The following is a 17,656-nucleotide window of genomic DNA, read 5'->3' on the forward strand; positions in this document are numbered from 1 at the left end:
TCCGCCGGCGCACCTATGTCGTGCGCATCTTCCCCAACACCGAAAGCTGCCTGCGCCTGGTCAGGGCGTTGGCCGTCGAGACCAATGAAAACTGGATGGAGGCCAACCGATACATCAACATGGACGACCTGCGCGAGCACAAGAAGCTCGCTCTGCCCCAAGCCGCATGACCAGCATCATGGCTGCCCCATTTTGCAGAACTTGACGCACACAACGGCATCACGTCGCCTACCCTAATATGTCAGCAAGCACGCCTGCCGTGTTCCCGCGGTCGACCGCTCACAGCCGCCATGTCATTGCCGGAAAGCCCTCGACATCTGGTCGGTAAGCGGCTTCAGCAGATAAGACCAGACGCTGTGTTCGTCCGTACTTATGTGAACCTCCGCTGGCATACCGGGTTTGAGCACTTTGGCATCGGTCAGACAGGTGGACTTGTCTTCGACATTGATGCGCGCCGAGAAATAAGAAAGCTGGCGCTGTTGATCTTTTATCAGGTCCGCCGAGATGCGCTTGACAGACCCTTGGCAGGCAGGCGTGGTGCCGGCGTCGAAAGCCGGAAACCGGATCGAGACCCGCTGACCTGGACGAACGTCATCTATGCGCGACGGCGCAATCAGCGCGTCGACCACAAGGTTGCCGGTGTCAGGGACGATCATCATCAGAACTTCGCCCGCGGCAATCACGCCGCCGATCGTGTGAATGGAAGATTCCTGTACCGTTCCCGATTGCGGAGCGCGGATGGTGGTTTTGGCCAGTTCGTCTTGTGCCACAACCTTGCGCTCGCTGAGTTCGGTTTGCTTGGCTTCCGTTTCACGAAGTTCGCTCGTTACGTCACTACGCCTTTGTTCATCGAGCTGAAGAATCTGCAATTCGGTCTCGCTGATCCGGGCCTGCGCCTCGGCAACTGCCGCTGCGAGGCGCCCCGATTCTCCGTGCGCCCGGGTGGCATCCAGCCTGATGTTGCTAAGTCGCTCTTTGGACACCAGCTTCTTTGTAAAAAGCGCCTGTACATCGACAAGATCGCCATCCAGCAGGACCACGGATTGTTCTTCCGCGGTCTGTTGCGCCTTGAGGCCCTCAACTTGGCGTTCGAGTTGCTTTGAGCGGCTTTGCAATTGTGCCTTCTGCCCGTTGAGGGCCGTAGCGCGGCTTTCGAACAGCGTGCGCTCACCGTTCACCAGGGCAGCCAGTTCCGGCTCGCCCATTCGCGCTTGAAGGCTGAACGGAAGCTGCATCTCCGACAGGCCTTGCCGCTCTGCCTCCAGCCGCACAAGCCGAACCGTTGCCCGATCAAGATCCTTGCTAATTATCTGCAGATTGGCCCGTGTCAGTGTGTCGTCCAACCGTGCCATCACATCGCCGGCCCGTACATGATCCCCGTCTTGCGCGAAGATGCCACCTATCGTGCCGCCCGTCAGATGCTGCACCTTCTTTATGTTGCTCTCGACCACCACGGTCGCCGGCGCAATTACCGCGCCAGCAATCTTGGTCAGACCGAGCCAGAGCCCGCCGCCGGCAATTAACGTAACCGTGACCGCCGCCCCCAGGATCAGGTTGGCCCTGATTCCATCGCGCGTGCCCGAAATCATCGCGTTGCGCCGGCTCCCATTGCCGATCGGGGCCGATGGAGCCATCGTCGCCTCAGACAAAAAAATATCCCTCATGCATGACCGCTCACCCCTTTGTGCATCGCGACGGCCGCTGCCGGGCGTTCAACAGGCGCAGCAAAGGGGCGGATGACGTTGGCCAGGACCTCCTCGCGTGAGCCGAAGGCGTGAAGCATCCCATTGGACATTACGAGTACCCTGTCGATGTTGGTAAGGGCAGAAGGACGGTGCGCAACTACGATGACGATGCCTCCACGTCTGCGCACTGCCAGGATCGCGCCGGCCAAGGCGGTATCGCCATCGACGTCCAGATTTGAATTCGGCTCGTCCAGAACGACGAGAAACGGATCGCCGTAAAGTGCCCTGGCAAGCCCTACGAGTTGCCGCTGTCCAGCCGACAACGCTGTTCCTCCCTCGCCCATGCGAGTTTGAAAACCGTTCGGCAATCGCAGGATCATTTTGTCGACGCCCGCTGCCTTGGCAGCTGCAAGCACGCCCTTGGCGTCGCCCTTCCCGCCAAATCGCGAAATGTTATCGGCAACCGTTCCATCAAACAGTTCGACGTCCTGGGGCAGGTAGCCAATATGTGCGCCAAGACGTTCTTGGTCCCATTGGTCAAGCGAGGCGTCGTCCAGCCTCACCGTGCCGCGAAGTGGCTGCCAGACGCCCACCAGCGCGCGCACAAGCGTGCTTTTGCCAGAACCGCTCGGGCCGACAACGGCCATTCCCGTCCCTGCAGCCAGGCGGAAGCTGACATTGGCTACCGTCGGTTTTTGCTGGCCCGGTGGCGCTATGGTCAGGTCCTCGACCGCAAGCTCCGCTTGGGGGCGCGGAAGTTCCATATGTTCGTCCCGGTCAGGAAAAGCGGCCAGGGCCGTTGCCAGTTGCGAATAGCTTTGCCGGAACGCGGCGAAGCCTCGCCAGTTCGCGATAGCGGCGTCAACAGGAGCCAATGAGCGGCCCAGCAAGATGGAGGATGCGATGATCACGCCTGGCGAGGCTTCGCCTCCTATCACCAGGTAGGCACCCAGTCCAAGAACGCAGGACTGCAAGGCCAAACGCAGTGCCCTAGAGAGTGCCCCGGTGGCGCCGACGACGTCGGAAAGCTTCTCTTGGTGCCTCAGATATGCGTTATTGATCTCGCCCCAGCGGTGGGCAAGCCGTGCGGAAAGGCCCATCGCGCGTACGACCTCCGCGTTGCGGCGTCCGGATTCGGCGAGATTGCGCTGCGACACCAGCGTCTCGGACGCGCGTGTCACCGATGTGCGGCCAAGAACTTCCGCCATGACCGTGAGCAGCACGACAATGATCGCACCGCTTGTGGACAACACACCGAGCGCGGGATGCAGGAAATAGATGATCAGCAGGTAAAATGGAATCCACGGCGCGTCGAAGATGACAGTCGGCCCCATTCCGGAAAGGAAGCCGCGTAGCTGATCGAGATCACGGAGGGGCTGTATCCGGTTCGCATCCTGCCCGCCAATGAGCGGCAAGGACAGCGAGAGGCCGAACACCCTCTGCTTCAAATTCCTATGGACACGATTGCCCACTCGAACCAGCAGGCGCAGCCGCACGAAATCCAGCAGCCCGTAGACAGCGTAAAGACCCAGCATTCCGATGGTGAACCCGACAAGCGTCGGAACGCTCTGCGAAGGTAAAACGCGATCGTAAATTTGCAGCATATAGACCGAGCCGGTCAGGGCGAGAAGGTTTATGACTGCCGAGAAGATGCCGACGCCTACCAGGCCAGGCACGGTCCCAAGCATTGCGCCTCGCAGATCCGACGAACTCCTTCCACCAGGGTTCATGGGTTTCGACCTCCCGTGAGAGATCGTTGCGCAAGCTCACTGGCCCCACTGGGCACGGACAATCTCTTGCTGTTCAGGAGCGTATCCCCTTAGCCTTCTAATATTACGCCCCACTAACATGATTGGACTTTAGTCAAAATGTAGCAAAATCGTGGCGCTGACCAGAGAAACCCGGAACCCACATATTAAATCGGGGGAAAACTGCCGTTCCACCGTATTTAGACGGGGTTTCATGCCGGGCGAGCCACCCCAAGAAAACCGCTGCCTGCCGTTTTCGGGGCTTTCTCGGGATTTAGCGCTTCCTCGCAACAACCAGGAAGTGTTGCGCCAGCTGGCCAGGAACGCAAAGCCTTCTGCAGGCCTTCTCGACAGGCTGCATCATCATTTCACAGAACCCTGGCAACAGGTTTCCCGGCCGAGGCAGGTAACCGTACGGTATCGTCTGCTCGACCGTGAATCCCGAGGCAGTCAGGAGGGCCTTGAACCTCGCTGCGCTCAGCGTGTGGCGAATTGTGCGTCCAGACACTCGATTGAGCAGCCGGCACGCCAGGCCGACGGGCGACGTCGCATTCATGTGAACGTTGCACACAAGCCGCCCGCCATCTTTCAGGTGCTCATTGATCGCTTTCAGTGCATGCCATTTCAGTTCATCCTCTGCGTTCAGGAAAAAACGAAATGCGGTTACCACATCGAACGTCATACCCAACTGCTCCCTTGTCACGTCGACGTGACGCAAACTCACATTGGGCGGTACTTGAGCGCTGTCGAGCATAGTTCTGGAAACGTCGGCGCCAACCACCTCGCTGAAGAGGCCGGCGGCTACCTCGGCGATGCGACCTGTTCCGCATGCGAAATCGAGGCAGTTTCGGCTCGCTCCGCTCAAGGGGCGAAGAACGTCGAGGATCAGGGGCTTTTCGATGTTCTCCCAAAGCGCGCCATAATAGCCGGAACTGTGCGTTTTGTTGTAATGTAGGCCGTAGCCGGGCGCGCAATGGCTGGTCCTGTAGCCGTCCGACACCCAGCCGCCCTGCGCATTGCTCTCCTTGCTGGACGTAAATTCATGCCAATTTCCGGACTCACCGGCGCGCGACCTGGACCGCACAATTCGCGCTGACGGCATATGGGAAGGATAACTTGCAGACTGCGTCATCTGATCCGCGTTCGTTGAGGGTGTCAGGGTCGCTCCCTGGTTGAAAATGCGCCTCACCTTGGATCTCCGTTCAGTTGGGTTGCCCCCCCGATAGAACAGTAAGCTCCGCACGGACTGCGCTGACGCCCTATTGGACTGCCACACTTTGCAGTTCACTGCTGAATCTGGCTTCGAGAGTATCCCCCGGCAGCACAATCGCATCTTCGTCAACCAACAGCTTGCGCCATTCATTGCCGATCTTGCGCACGATGGTCACCTGGGCCCGTACCGTTTCGCCGGCAATCGGCAATGGCTGTGTGGATGCTCCGGTCGGCTGCAGCTTCTCGCTGGCGGCATGGAGCCTGGCGGTGACATCCGCCAGCCGGGCGTTGGTGTCCTTCAGATCCGTCAGCAGGCCAATCCTCCTTTGATTGTCGTTGCGTTCGTGCTGTCTGACAAAGTCCTCCTGCTGGCGCCGCGCCCTCATCAGTTCGACCGAGGTTTGAAGCGCGCCGCTTGAAGACAGAAGCAACGCGCGCCTGACATCCGCGAGCCGGGTGTTGGTCAGATTGCCTGCATCGAATGCCTTCGTCACTCGCGCCAAATCTTGCTCATCCGCCTTCACGCTCTCGCCCTCGACTCGTTCGCGTTTCTGCAAAACGCCAATTTGCTCGGCAGCGTCCGTCCGGCCCTTCTCCAGAAAATCCTGCTCTTGCCGGAAATCACTCAGCGCAACCTTTAGCGCCTCTGCTTCAGCCTGAGCCATCGCGGCTACAACGCTCGGCGAAAGAGGTGATCCCTGTGGTGTCTTCTTGTCGAAATCCGCCTGGCCCTGAAGCTCGGCGCGAATGCGGGCAGCGTGAAGGTATTCTTTCGTGTAATCTCCCCAGAGCATTTCGTAATCGCGCTTGAGATCAACCGGATCAGGCCCGGCCTGGCCCGCCCGTGATCGCAAAAAACTGAAGCCGCCGGAAACGGCGAGCGCCTGCCGTACAGTCATGAGCGGACGGTAGGCCTGTTGTCCCGGGGTGAGCACATCGCCCGTTACATAGATCGGGCGATAGTCCGCTATGATCGCTGTGACATCGTCGGGCTCGACAGTAACTGTCTGCTCCCGCCCATCAGTCAGACGCACGTGAAAAATCTTGCTTGGCAAGACCTCTTGCATGCGCCTTTGCAGTTGGGACGCCGTCAGGCCTGCGACCATGATCATCCCCGCCTCCGGAAGGGCGATATTGCCATCCATCTGGACTATGGCGCGCTGCGTCCGATCAGGGATCGGCGCTATTCCTATCTCGACCGTATCGCCAGGTGAGAGTTGATAGGGCTCGACCTCGCCTGCGCAAGCCATCGAGGTTAGCGACATCATCACGACTGCGCCAAGAACGTATCGTCTACTGAAGGTCATTTGCGACAATCTCCTTCCGGTCGAACACCGGCTTCAAAGGCCATTCAACACGAGTAACGAAATCGTATACCGGGCCACCGGGCACGCCCCAGTTGCTGGACCAGACCACCTGGGAGCCGTCTGGAGACGGAGAGGCATGCGTCTCGCTCCAGTAGTCGAAGGGCGCGTTGTGCGTGTCTGCGACACGGCGGACCTCTCCACTGCCGTCTAGACGCAGCGCAATGACTTGCTGAGCGTAAGGCGCCCAATCCGGGTGCTGCGATAGTTCGGCTGGCGTGCCGCCATAACTCAGAAACACCCAGCCGGGCCTGCCGAGCGACCTGAGTGACGCATGCATGGCCTCGCCATATTTCATCAGCGAGGTAGCCTTGCCATCAGCCAAGCGGCGCTTGATCACCTGATATTTGTCAGGATCCGATTTGCTGATCCCGACATAGATTTCGCTTCCGTCGGAATCGACCGTCATGTCGCCATGGCCTGGTCGATGGTGCTCCATCCACTTCTGGCGCAATATGCCGTCTATGGAGAAGACGAAACTCGCTTCAATTCCGTCCGGTGATTGCTGGGAACACACTATGTTGATTCCGAGTGGTGAGATCGAGCAGGAGCCGGTCGTTCCCGGGAATTCGGCAAGATCGATATCCGGGAATTTCCGCCGTTGCTTGAGATCGTAGCCAAAAACCACCGCTCGGCCGTCATTGTTCGTTGCACGCACCGCAATCCGGCTGCCGTCGCGGCTCGGATTGCCTTTGTTGGGTCCAAATTTGAGGTTGGAGTACGCTCCGGAGGCGAACACGACGTCCTCATGATCGGTACGTGGGGCCCATGTCGCAATCTGCCGGCCCCCGACGCAGATCATCAACTCGGGATCAGTGGGATGCCATTCGCATTCGGTCGCGCGGTTGCGGTGGAACAAAGGCAAGTAGGTTTGTCCGTCGAGAAAGCACAGGCCACCGCAGCCATTGGCGATCAGGAGCAGGCTCTGGTCGGCATTCCAAGCCTGTGCGCTTGAGTAACGGTGGGTGCAGTACTTCTTCCCGCATACACCCGCCCGGCCGAGAACGCCCGGTCTGGTGATCCGTGCGAAAACCATGCCAGACCAAGGATCCCTTGTTTGGCGCACATAGCCCGGCAGGTTGTTCACGACCGCTGTGGCCGCCACCTCCGCTGCCTTGCTTTGACGGCCGCCGGCAACGTAGATGTTGGGAGATATGGCACCGGCAGCCAGCAACAGCGCCAACGCATGACGGCCGCCCAGGGTCATGTCATGTAACCCACTTCGCGCCGTACCCGGCCTTCACTAAGGCGCTCGCGCCACCACGTGATTGTTCGCTCCAGCCCATCGCGCAGGCTGGTCTGTGTCCGCCATCCAGTCTCGCGTTCAAAGCGCGAGGAATCGGCGAGCAAGGCGCGAACTTCGGAATTTTGCGGCCTCAGGCGGCTTTCATCACGACGGACCGGCTTTTTGCAATCGGTCAACTCAAGAACAATGGCCAATACGTCCGAGACGGTCGCAGCGCGTTGGCTGCCAGCGTTGTAGGCGTGGCCGAACTCGAGCTGGGCGAGACCTGCGGTCAGGAACGCTGTCGCGGTGTCTTCGACATAGGTCAGGTCGCGGATCGGGCTGGTATCCCCTACCATGATTGCAGGACATTTCGGGTCGAGGACCTGCCGGATAATGGTCGGCACGATGGCGCGTTCACTCTGGCGCGGGCCATACGTGTTGAAGGGTCGCATGATGACCACAGGGACATCGAACGACCTGGCGTAGGACTCCGCCATCATGTCGGCGCCGATTTTGGATGCCGAATATGGTGACTGTCCCTGCAGGGGGTGTGTTTCGCCGATCGGCATGGTTTGGGCAGTTCCGTAGACCTCGCTCGTGGAGGTATGGATCACCCGCTCCGTCTCCCATAGGCGCGCCGCTTCGAGGACGTTCACCGTGCCTAGGATGTTGGTTTCCACATAGGACTGGGCAGCGGCGTAGGAATATGGAATCGCAATAAGCGCCGCCAGATGAAAAACCGCGACTTGGCCGCGCATGATCCGGTTAAGGAACGCACTGTCGCGGACGTCACCACGGACGAGCCTCAACTGGCTGCGGATGGTGTCCGGCAGATCGTCTAGCCATCCATGGCTGTCGAAGGAATTGTAAAGGGCAAGGGCTGTGACATCTGCCCCGTTGCGAACAAGCGCCTCCGTGACATGCGAACCGATGAATCCGTCCGCGCCGGTCACCAGGACTTTCTTTCCATTGTAGCTCATCACTGCGCATTCCCTTGGCTGTTTGGAACGCTTCCCTTGGATATTCAAACGTCGATCGGCGGTACCGGAACCCAACCGACCACTGCCAGCACTCCCCGCACCATCCACGCGAGGTCGGAGACGATGGTGCGTCGCGGATAATACGAGAGGTCCAGTGTTGCCTTGGCGGGGAACATGACTTCCCGGTAGAACACGATCGGATCTACGGATTGGGGGAAGTAATGCGCTTCGTGCCGAAAAACGACCTGGGCTGGTCCCAGCAGGCCTGGCTTGTATTGCAGCACGGCCCTAAGCTCGCCCCGGAAACAATCGGCGAAAGCCAGGCTCTCGGGTCGTGGACCGACGATCGCCATTTCGCCTTTGAGGACATTCCACAGCTGCGGTAATTCGTCCAGCTTCGTCGCTGCGAGAAAGCGGCCAACGGTGGTCATGCGTGTATCGCCCACGACCGTCAGCGCAAGGCCTTGAGAGCCGCAGTTCACACCGAATTTGCGAAATTTGTACATGCGGAAGGTTCGGCCGCCGGCCCCGATGCGGGTCTGAGCGAACAAGATCGAGCCACCGCCCTCGAGCAGAAGCGCTCCGGCGATCAGCAGCATCAATGGCGCCAATGCGACGGTAGCGATGCCCGCCACCGCAAGATCGATTGCGCGTCTCGCAAAGCCGTGATCAGGATTTGGAACGAACATCCGGTGAAAGGCAGGGTCTAACGCATTCATGCAGCAGTTCCTCTTTGGGCGCCTGCTTTGAGCGCGCCTGTTTTGAGCGCGGCTGCCAGGGCAGCCACGACTGATTCGGCGGCGGCGGAAGTGACCTGGGGGTGCAGCGGAATTGTGAGCTCTCGCTGAGCGAAATCCTCTGTGTGGGGCAAACTCACGCCGGGAAGGCGCTCGCGGTAGAACGTCATTTGGTGCACCGGCGGGTAGTGGATGGTGGTTTGTATGCCCTGTGTCCGCAACTCGTCGATGACATCCTGCCGGCTCACGTAGCGCGGCAGGACGATCGGCATGATGTGGTAAGCCGACGTCCGGGGTTCGCTGAATGGAATGACAATAGCTGGGCAACGGTCCGCGATCAGGCGTCGGTACAAGACAGCTATGATACGCCTGATTTCGTTCCACTCTTGCAGGTTCTGCAGCTGAACCAGGCCTATTGCCGCTCGCATCTCGTCCATTCGGTAGTTGAACCCAAGCATCGTGACATCATATTGCGGCGTACGACTGTTCAGCCGCTGATGCGTCCCCGTGGTCATTCCGTGCCCGCGGGCCAGGCGAACCCTGTCGAGCAGATCGGGGTCACGTGCAATCACGGCGCCCCCTTCGGCCGTTGTCATGTTCTTGTTGCCATAGAAGCTGAACGCGGCCGCGGCGCCGAAGGTCCCGACTTCCCTAAGCCCGGGCGCGTGCGCAGCGTCCTCGATGATATGCAGCCCGCGAAGCCGGGCGAACCGCTGCCATTGTTCCCGATCGGCGAGATACCCGGCGAAGTGAACGAGAATGACCGCTTTCGTGCGCGTCGTGCACCGCGCTTCGGCTTCCGCAACCGAGATCAACGGCACGTCGACGGACTCGATGTCGACGAAGACCGGCGTCGCCCCTACATACAGCACCGCATTCGCCGTCGCCACGAACGTCAGCGAAGGAACCAGTACTTCGTCGCCAGGGCCGATGCCCAAAGCATGGAGGAGAAGATGGAGCGCTGCGGTGCAGGAACCAACCGCGACGCAATCTCGCGCGCCATGCATGCTGGCAAAGGCCTGTTCGAACTCTCGTACCCTGTCCCCCATCGTAAGCCAGCCGCTATCAATCACCTGCGACAGGGCTGCCTTCTCTGGCACGCCTAGGATCGGGGCGCTCACCAAGAGCATCTTGACCTCCTGAAAGCCTTGTTAGTGGCTAGACCTCTGCATCAGACTTTCATGCGGCTGCAGCGGCAGCCGCGACCTCGATTGAGGACGACTGATCTTCCCAGGCAATTGCCTGTGCATTCTGGAAGTCATCGACACGACCGATGTCGAGCCAAAGACCGTCATGCTTGTAAACATGCACGGTCGTGCCGCCCTGCATCATCTGCAGCATCAGGTCATCGAACCCAAATGGGATCCCGGACGGAATGAACCGCAGGACATCTGGGTTCATGCAGTAAATCCCCATGCTGACGAGATGGGAAAGCGTCGGCTTTTCCCGGAAGAGCTGGACGGTATTGTCGATCTCGTCGATGACCCCGAAGTCCATCTTGATATGACGGCACGCCGTGGCGATCGTAACGGGATCCCTATGCAAGCGGTGCGCGGCTACAAACCGGCTCAGGCTTAGATCTGTGAGGACATCGCCGTTCAGAACGACAAATGTTTCGTTCAGTTCATCCCTAATCAGAGAGAGAGGTCCGACGGTGCCGAGTGGCTCCATTTCCTGGGTATATTTGATCTTCAAGTTCCATTGCGATCCGTCGCCGCAGACGCTCCGGATCAAATGTCCTAGATACCCTGTCGTAATATATACCTCTTCAATGCCGTTGCGCCGCAGCCACTTCAAAAGCAACTCAAGAACAGGCCTGGCCCCTATCGGCATTAATGGTTTCGGCAGGACCGATGTAAACGGTCGAAGGCGCGTACCCATCCCACCACATTGAATCACCGCTTTCATTCGATCCTCCTGATCTGCAGTTGGCTTTGTTCGGGATCGGTGTTCCATTGTCCGGCCAGGGCACACCCTCAAATCCGGCCAAACCTCGGCGGCAATCCGAACATCATATGCGAAAAGGTATGTGACAGCCGGGGCGGCTGTCGTCGTGCATTCGAATGGTAGGGATTCAAAACGTTCAAGGTATTAGATGGCCACGAGATCAACAGCCTACAGAAGCGCGATTGGGCACTGATCATGACGCCGATAAAACGAAAGCAGTTGCTTTCAAGAAAGCTGCGATCCGCCAGGGCCGGACCGGCCTACAGGTCCGGCGACAGCGGGTGGCGACATAACAGATGCCACATGATTACGATGGTCCTGAACAGCTGGCTTGGACCCAGAGATGGGAAACCGGCATCGTTTTGCGGACAGGCACCGCACGCCAGGGTTAAAAATCTATGGATGAGCTTCGCAATTTAGTATTATATTAGACGTTCTGGATGTGCGTGGATGGGACGCTGCGGACATCACTGTGATGCGTTGACCAGTGGATGGCCGCCATTTTAGGACCACCACGGATTGTCGATCATAGGCGAATGGGAGGTTCCAGCGGGTTTTCTCGTCGGGAACCGAGTAACGCGTTGGGGTAGTTGCATGGCTCGGATCGTCATTGCCGACGATCACGGCTTATATCGGCGTGGTCTCCGGCTGGCACTCATGGCTGGAATTCCAAGCGCCGAAATATTCGAAGCTTCGTGTTTCGATGCCGCGGTCAATCTTCTAGAGGAGCAGGCGTCCATCGATCTTGCGATCCTCGATCTGAACATGCCTGGGCTGTTCCATCAGGAAGTGCTCAGCGACTTTATGGCTGCCTATCCTGACACTCGCTTTGCGATCGTTTCCGGGGATGATTCCCGCTCGGAGATACTGACCGCGCTTTCGATCGGACTTCACGGGTATATCGTCAAATCGCAGAGCGACGAAGAAGTCGTGCTGGCTGTAAACGAAATCCTCGCTGGCCGGATCTATGTGCCATCTCTCCTATCTCGAACGTCTGCCGACCAGAGATCGCATGCCCCCCCACCTCCGGTTCAAAATGCCAGCCGCCGGCACGAGGGCTCGGGCGACGTCGCTAGGCTGACGTCTAGACAGAAGGACGTCCTCAAGCTGATGGCAGAGGGGTACTCGAATAAGGAGATTGCCCGCAATCTGGACATTGCCGAGGCGACAACGAAAATCCATGCCGCAGCCGTGCTGCGTGAGCTTGGGGTTAGAAACCGTACCGAAGCAGCTGTGTTGCTCCAAAGCTGGCTGACGAGACAGGCGAGTTGACGTATGCCCCTCGAACCGGCCCGAGTTTGCTTGCAGGAAATCGCAGCAAAGGGCCCACACCATCGGTTAATTGGCCAATTCGGCTTCGACTTGGAGGGGCTCTATTGCAATCCAAATTCCTCAATTTCTTTGCGCGATACACGCAGCGAATATCGAAGGCCATCTTCGGTTATTTCCATATTCGGGGAATGCCCGACAAGCGGCGTGCTGTCCACACCGATTATCAGTGACCCGAACCCGCGGCGTACGACTTTTGAACTCTTCCGTCGGCCCGATTCCACCCAATCGAACACGAGGTCGTCACCTTCGTCCTCGGATGCAAATCGCCACTTAACTTCGACCTTGCCATTCGGGTCACCCAGCGCACCATGTTTCACCGAGTTTGTCGTCAACTCGTGAAGGATCATCGCCAAGCCCTCGGCGGCGCCGCTTGGCACAGTGAGGGAAGGTCCACTGATCGTAATGTCGCGTGTCTCCTTGAAGGGCTGCAATTCCCGGTCCACGAGTTCATGGAGCATCCCTGACAGGTTGGCATGACGAGAAAGGATGCGATGGGTCGCCTCCAGTGTTCGAATCCAATCGATCAACATCTCCTTGTATTTGGCAACATCATTGTCGGGAATATCGATCATGTTGACCAGAGCTCTAATCACTGGAAACACATTGCTGAACCGATGGCGCTCTTCGCGCATTATGCGCTCGCGTCTCTTTACGGCGGCGCGCAGCAAAGTTGTTTGTCGACGTTCGGTCAGATCCGCCGCCACCCCGATGCGCATTTTGCGGTCGCCGTGCTCTTCCTGCCGTCCACGCAATGCAATCCAGCGTGTGTGACCATCCACTTGCCGGACGCGAATCTCGACGTCAAAGTTCAATGCCGATGAAGGCTTTGCCGAGGCGGACAACTTCGGCCAGTCGACGGGATGGATTACGGCCGAGAGTTCTTCCAAGCGGCGGACTGGGGCCGGAGGCAGACCAAGGATGTCCCAGAACTTGCCGGAGCCGGCGACTGTCCCATCCTCAATGTCTATTTGCCATGTGCCCAGGCGCCCGGCAGATACGGCGAGATCGAGCCATTCCTTCTGAGCCCGAAGGGCCTCGCGTGCCGCTTGTCGCTCGGAAATATCGTCAATCACCGCGAATACGCTCTCATTTGGCGCCTCTTCCGGCCGCGACGAAGACAGGGCCAGGTGAGCCCAGAATGCCGTGCCATCCTTGCGCAAAACGCGGATATCCGTAGCAGACGCGGTCCCATTGCCCAAATCTTCCAAAAGTTTCCGCACAGTACCTCGATCGTCGGGGACAATGAGTTCCTCCAGCTTGAGTTGGGCAAGTTCCTTGTGCGCGTAGCCGGTCATCTCCAAAAGCCGTCTATTCGACTGCAGCAGTTCGCCATGGCGATTGGTATTAGCAAAGCCCAAGGCGGCAGCGTCGATGGCACCGAGCCTCGCTTCTGCCACCCTGAGCGCACCATGCAGATCTTGTCGCAGGCGGTGGAACACAGCTGCGATCAGGCTACCCGAACCCAGAAGGAAGACGGCCCCGGTCCAGTCTCCACCATTGAGGTGACCGTCCAACAGGTGTCGCATCCACAAGCCGGCGACCGCCATCAGAAGCGTTGCTGCGATGGCAACAAAACGGCCCTCAAGATACACGATGACAACGGTTATGGGGATAAACGCAACAAGCGGCAACGGCTGGCCGCCATATACCGTACTTATCGCCTCGAATGCTATCGATGCTGCAAACACCAAAAGCGAAGCTAGATGAGCCCACGTAGTGCTCGACACATTCGATTTGAGCCAGCGCAGGTCCGAACCCATGCGCAAAGACTACAACTTTCGGTCTAGTCCGTCGAGACTAGGCCGAAGGGGTGGCACCTAATCCCAATGCCCGATTGCCATGACTTTGCCGGCGAATAAAATCATGGTGTCAGGAGCGCTCTTCAGAAAGATATATCCAAGAGACGCTGCGGAAAAACCATTCGCAGATTTCTCGCAGTATGTGGAAATTCAAGTTGAAGCAGCAACTTCATCAGATTTGATTTGCGTCAGTAGCAATGGGTTGGGTGGAAGCGATGACACTGATTGAAACGCGAAACGATGCGCTTGCAGGCAGGCAATACATTGTATTGAACGATACCCGCCACGAAAGGCCGATAAGCCTTGTGGACCGGCCGGACGCAAGGGTCGGCGGATCTCGACGACGCAGCCTGGAATCCATCACCGGCATGCTTGATCGTATGGGTTGCGGCTATCTCGTCCTGGACCGAGACAAGAAAGTAATAGAATGGAACGCTGCCGCTCGGGACACCCTCGCACGCCAGGGCGAAGCAACTGATACAGCCGTCGAGCTTGCTGCCGGGTTGAGGCGGCTGGTCGCGAATGTTCCGGTCCACCTCCAGCCGGGCTCACTCTCATGGGTAGTGATCCACAGCAGAGGCGACAGGCCGGTGACCATGAACGAGACGGGCGTCGTTACACCGGACGGGACAACCGTCGTCGCATTGCTGGACCGGGATAACAAATCGGCGGCCAACCCTCGCACGTTGCAAAGGATGTTCGGTTTGACCAGCGCGGAAACGCAGTTGGCGCTACGCCTCGCCCATGGCGACGCGCCCTTGGAGATCGCCCGTAGCTGGCATCTCAGTCGCACGACTATTCGCTCTCAGCTCGCCTCGCTGTTCGCCAAGACCGACACGAGGCGTCAGGCGGAACTAGTGGCTCTTTTGGGGCGCATTTCGGTTTTGCCATGAGAAATCGACTGCTGTCTGCATCCGCTTTGATTCAGACAGCGGCGGCCCGCATTGAGCGCGCTGTCGCGTAGATCACAAGGCCGGCGGCGCCATTTCCGATCGTTCAAGCGCTGCCGAGATGGCGCGGAACGCGGAACCTGGAAACGGGAGTGACTTGCCATGGCCGAAGCAGATTCGAAGGTCAACAAGCTGGCGGATATCGTTCACGGGCTGCAGGATGGTGCTGCGTCGACCCTTACGCACACGGGGCCGATCATCGTCACGGGCGCCGCTGGGTTCATCGGATTTCATGTTGCGTTACGCCTTTTGCGGCTCGGCGCCGAGGTCATCGGCGTCGACAACTTCACGCCTTACTACGACCTGAAGCTGAAGGAGGCGCGATTTACACGGCTCTGCGCCGAGCCGAGGTTCACGCCGATGCGCTTCGACCTGGCGGACCGGTCGCTGGTGAAAGCGCTGTTCTGCGAATTCCAGCCATCGCACTTCGTGCATCTGGCCGCCCAGGCCGGGGTACGTCATTCGCTCGTGGACCCGCATGCCTATGTGGAGTCAAACATAGTCGCATTTCTCAACGTTCTGGAGGGCTGCCGACACGCCGGCGTCAGCCATCTCGTTTATGCCTCGTCGAGCTCCGTATATGGTGCCAATCGACGCATACCCTTTTCCGAGCATCATGGTGCCAATCATCCGGTGAGCTTCTACGCCGCCACCAAGGCCGCCAACGAGTGCATGGCGCATTCCTACAGCCATCTGTTCGGCTTGCCCGTAACCGGACTGCGCTTCTTCACCGTCTATGGTCCCTGGGGCAGGCCCGACATGGCTGTCTATACTTTCACCCATGCCATCGCCGAGGGCCGAACGATCGAAATCGCCAATGCCGGGCGCGTATGGCGGGATTTCACCTATATCGACGACATCGTAGAGGGGGTTGTTCGCGTGCTCGCCAAACCACCGTGTCAGGATCCCGATTGGGACGGTCGCGCTGCCGATCCTGCCACCAGCTCGGCGCCGTATCGGCTCTACAATATCGGCAATGATCGGCCTGAAGAAATCAACCATCTGATCGCGCTCATCGAGACGGCCCTTGGCCGCCGCGCCCTTCGCGTCAACGTACCTTTACCACCAGGTGACGTCCTGGAAACCCGCGCCGATGTCAGGGACCTCCGCCGCGCCGTTGGCTTCGCACCGGCGACAACACTGGAGGACGGCGTGCAACGTTTCGTGGAATGGTATCGGGAATTCCATGCATGCCCCGTCGGACAGGTGCGACCAACCGGCCTTACGGCAACGGCATAGTGAGCACAACAGCGGCATTTCCTTGGTGTGGCAGGGTCGCGGCTCGCCTTCAATCTGTCTTGGGATACGCCGGCAATGGAAGGGACCCAAGCTGCCGTCCTGTGCCGTGCCCGACCCCCAAAAGGCGCCGCGCATAGCGGGTGAGCGGCTTCTCGAACAGACGGTGGATGATAAATGCCACGCCCAGGGTGATCGCCAAGGCGGAACCGATGAAGGCCCACGGGCCGAGCACAAAGATCAAGCCTGTACGCCAGAACAATATGCGCATGGCGCGGATCACGAATGGATGCATGAGGTAAAGAGCGTATGACGCATCGCCAACGCCAGCGGCCCACCTCGCCGCCAGGCTGTCATGCCTCAGTTTACCCGGGGGTGCCAAGGCAGCACTCCAAACAATTAGAGACGCCGGAATGCCATACACAACAGAGCGACCAAAGCCGGCCGAGATATCAGGAAACGCCGCCGCAAGCATCAGGGCACCCAGTCCCGTTGCGGCGACACAGGCCCTGATTGGGCCGGAAGGCCGCAGGCCCGAGGCGCACATGACCCCGATCATCGCGCCGAAAGCGAATTCGAGGATGATCGGATTGGTCCAGAAACCCCAAGGCTCTGGCAAAGGAGCCGCAAGAGCGCCCAAGAGCACCATCCCAACCAGGATCGTGAGCAGGACCGTAACTGCCCACCGCATGGGCAGCACGATCGTCGCCGTGAACAGCACATAAAACAGCATCTCATAATTGAGCGTCCAACCCAACTCGTAGAGCGGCTGAACGACGCCGTCAGGGCGACTGGCCGGAACGAATAAGTAGGATTCGACTACAAACCTGAAATCGACGTAGCTCTGGTTGAGAAGATTTGGGGCGGCCACCGCTACCGCAATGTAGAGCGAGGTGAGCGCCCAATATAGCGGGACAATTCGCGCGATCCGGCGGGAAATGAAGAGACGCGCGCCCCCGGGCTTTGCGAACAGCTGTCGCGACGTATGCACCATGATAAGGCCGGAAATCACGAAGAAAATATCGACTCCAGCGCTCCATGGTATCGGATTCCAGCTCTGAAACGTGCGGCCGGCCTGTAATTCCAGGGTGGCCGCATCATGCTGGGCGTGTCGCAGCGCGACCGAACTAGCCGCGAGGGCGCGCAGGACCTGAACTTGGGTGAGGGTTTCGCGTTGGCTGCGCTCGACAGGCGTCGATCTCTCCGAGCGACGGCGCACTGCAGGCGCCGAGGCGCTCGCCATTCGGGCTTGTTCCATGGATGCTCCGCAGATTGTGAGCACACCCTGGGGCGCCTCCGAAACTGATGCATCCTTCAAATGACGGACACCGCCCGCGAAGTATCGGCTGCCCGCGCGGGTGTCCGGAACAGAGATACGCCGAAGCGTCTGTGCAGCCCTATGGCCTTTGTGCGATCCGGGCTTCGTGACTTCCTGCCC

General features: G+C 59.0%; 15 protein-coding genes. 4 read left to right on the forward strand and 11 right to left on the reverse strand.

What is annotated here, in order from left to right; all coding sequences use genetic code 11:
* Window positions 1-170: transposase (locus NKJ64_RS02185; RefSeq protein WP_352462031.1), on the forward strand; the 170-nt coding region annotated here is incomplete at its 5' end.
* A 123-nt stretch (window positions 171-293) separates the two neighbouring features.
* Here the strand turns inward: NKJ64_RS02185 and NKJ64_RS02190 are convergent.
* The 9 genes from NKJ64_RS02190 to NKJ64_RS02230 all read right to left on the reverse strand — a co-directional run bounded on the left by NKJ64_RS02190 (window position 294) and on the right by NKJ64_RS02230 (window position 10,862).
* Window positions 294-1,589, reverse strand: coding sequence for an HlyD family type I secretion periplasmic adaptor subunit (locus NKJ64_RS02190; RefSeq protein WP_348524295.1), 1,296 nt, complete (start codon window positions 1,587-1,589; stop codon window positions 294-296).
* A 71-nt stretch (window positions 1,590-1,660) separates the two neighbouring features.
* Complete coding sequence (locus NKJ64_RS02195; RefSeq protein WP_023825297.1) at window positions 1,661-3,373, reverse strand: type I secretion system permease/ATPase; 1,713 nt, start codon at window positions 3,371-3,373, stop codon at window positions 1,661-1,663.
* A 334-nt stretch (window positions 3,374-3,707) separates the two neighbouring features.
* Window positions 3,708-4,622, reverse strand: coding sequence for a class I SAM-dependent methyltransferase (locus tag NKJ64_RS02200; protein ID WP_245261275.1), 915 nt, complete (start codon window positions 4,620-4,622; stop codon window positions 3,708-3,710).
* Between the two features lie 70 nt (window positions 4,623-4,692).
* Window positions 4,693-5,952: a polysaccharide biosynthesis/export family protein gene (locus NKJ64_RS02205; RefSeq protein WP_023825298.1), complete on the reverse strand. Its 1,260-nt coding sequence runs from the start codon at window positions 5,950-5,952 to the stop codon at window positions 4,693-4,695.
* Entirely contained in the window at window positions 5,939-7,216 is a 1,278-nt protein-coding gene (locus tag NKJ64_RS02210) for a hypothetical protein (protein ID WP_023825299.1), read from the reverse strand. Before NKJ64_RS02210 ends, NKJ64_RS02205 begins: the two co-directional genes overlap by 14 nt.
* Window positions 7,213-8,217 carry an SDR family NAD(P)-dependent oxidoreductase gene (locus NKJ64_RS02215; protein ID WP_023748029.1) on the reverse strand — a complete coding sequence of 335 codons (1,005 nt, stop codon included), beginning with the start codon at window positions 8,215-8,217 and terminating at the stop codon, window positions 7,213-7,215. The genes NKJ64_RS02210 and NKJ64_RS02215 overlap by 4 nt, the downstream gene beginning before the upstream one ends.
* 44 nt (window positions 8,218-8,261) lie before the next feature.
* The gene (locus NKJ64_RS02220) at window positions 8,262-8,936 is read right to left on the reverse strand and encodes a sugar transferase (protein WP_023681043.1); all 675 of its coding nucleotides are present in this window, start codon (window positions 8,934-8,936) and stop codon (window positions 8,262-8,264) included.
* Window positions 8,933-10,084, reverse strand: a complete 1,152-nt coding sequence (locus NKJ64_RS02225) for a DegT/DnrJ/EryC1/StrS family aminotransferase (protein WP_023689783.1) — start codon at window positions 10,082-10,084, stop codon at window positions 8,933-8,935. The genes NKJ64_RS02220 and NKJ64_RS02225 overlap by 4 nt, the downstream gene beginning before the upstream one ends.
* 49 nt (window positions 10,085-10,133) lie before the next feature.
* On the reverse strand, window positions 10,134-10,862 hold the full coding sequence (locus NKJ64_RS02230) for a nucleotidyltransferase family protein (RefSeq protein ID WP_023681041.1): 729 nt from the start codon (window positions 10,860-10,862) through the stop codon (window positions 10,134-10,136).
* A gap of 633 nt (window positions 10,863-11,495) precedes the next feature.
* On the opposite strand from NKJ64_RS02230, the gene NKJ64_RS02235 reads away from it, so the two are divergent.
* Window positions 11,496-12,173 carry a LuxR C-terminal-related transcriptional regulator gene (locus tag NKJ64_RS02235; protein WP_023681040.1) on the forward strand — a complete coding sequence of 226 codons (678 nt, stop codon included), beginning with the start codon at window positions 11,496-11,498 and terminating at the stop codon, window positions 12,171-12,173.
* 101 nt (window positions 12,174-12,274) lie between these two features.
* On the opposite strand, the gene NKJ64_RS02240 is transcribed toward NKJ64_RS02235, so the two are convergent.
* On the reverse strand, window positions 12,275-13,993 hold the full coding sequence (locus NKJ64_RS02240; RefSeq protein WP_352461901.1) for a PAS domain S-box protein: 1,719 nt from the start codon (window positions 13,991-13,993) through the stop codon (window positions 12,275-12,277).
* A gap of 254 nt (window positions 13,994-14,247) precedes the next feature.
* Between NKJ64_RS02240 and NKJ64_RS02245 the strand changes: the two genes are divergently transcribed.
* Both NKJ64_RS02245 and NKJ64_RS02250 read left to right on the forward strand, forming a co-directional pair.
* Window positions 14,248-14,925: a helix-turn-helix transcriptional regulator gene (locus NKJ64_RS02245; protein ID WP_023689781.1), complete on the forward strand. Its 678-nt coding sequence runs from the start codon at window positions 14,248-14,250 to the stop codon at window positions 14,923-14,925.
* A gap of 159 nt (window positions 14,926-15,084) precedes the next feature.
* On the forward strand, window positions 15,085-16,221 hold the full coding sequence (locus NKJ64_RS02250) for an NAD-dependent epimerase/dehydratase family protein (protein WP_352461903.1): 1,137 nt from the start codon (window positions 15,085-15,087) through the stop codon (window positions 16,219-16,221).
* Window positions 16,222-16,270: 49 nt separating this feature from the next.
* Here NKJ64_RS02250 and NKJ64_RS02255 read toward each other — a convergent pair whose 3' ends face one another.
* Entirely contained in the window at window positions 16,271-17,476 is a 1,206-nt protein-coding gene (locus tag NKJ64_RS02255) for an acyltransferase family protein (protein WP_352461904.1), read from the reverse strand.
* Between the last annotated feature and the right edge of the window lie 180 nt (window positions 17,477-17,656).

Source organism: Mesorhizobium sp. M0062, assembly GCF_040323125.1.
In the GTDB taxonomy this organism is placed as follows: domain Bacteria; phylum Pseudomonadota; class Alphaproteobacteria; order Rhizobiales; family Rhizobiaceae; genus Mesorhizobium.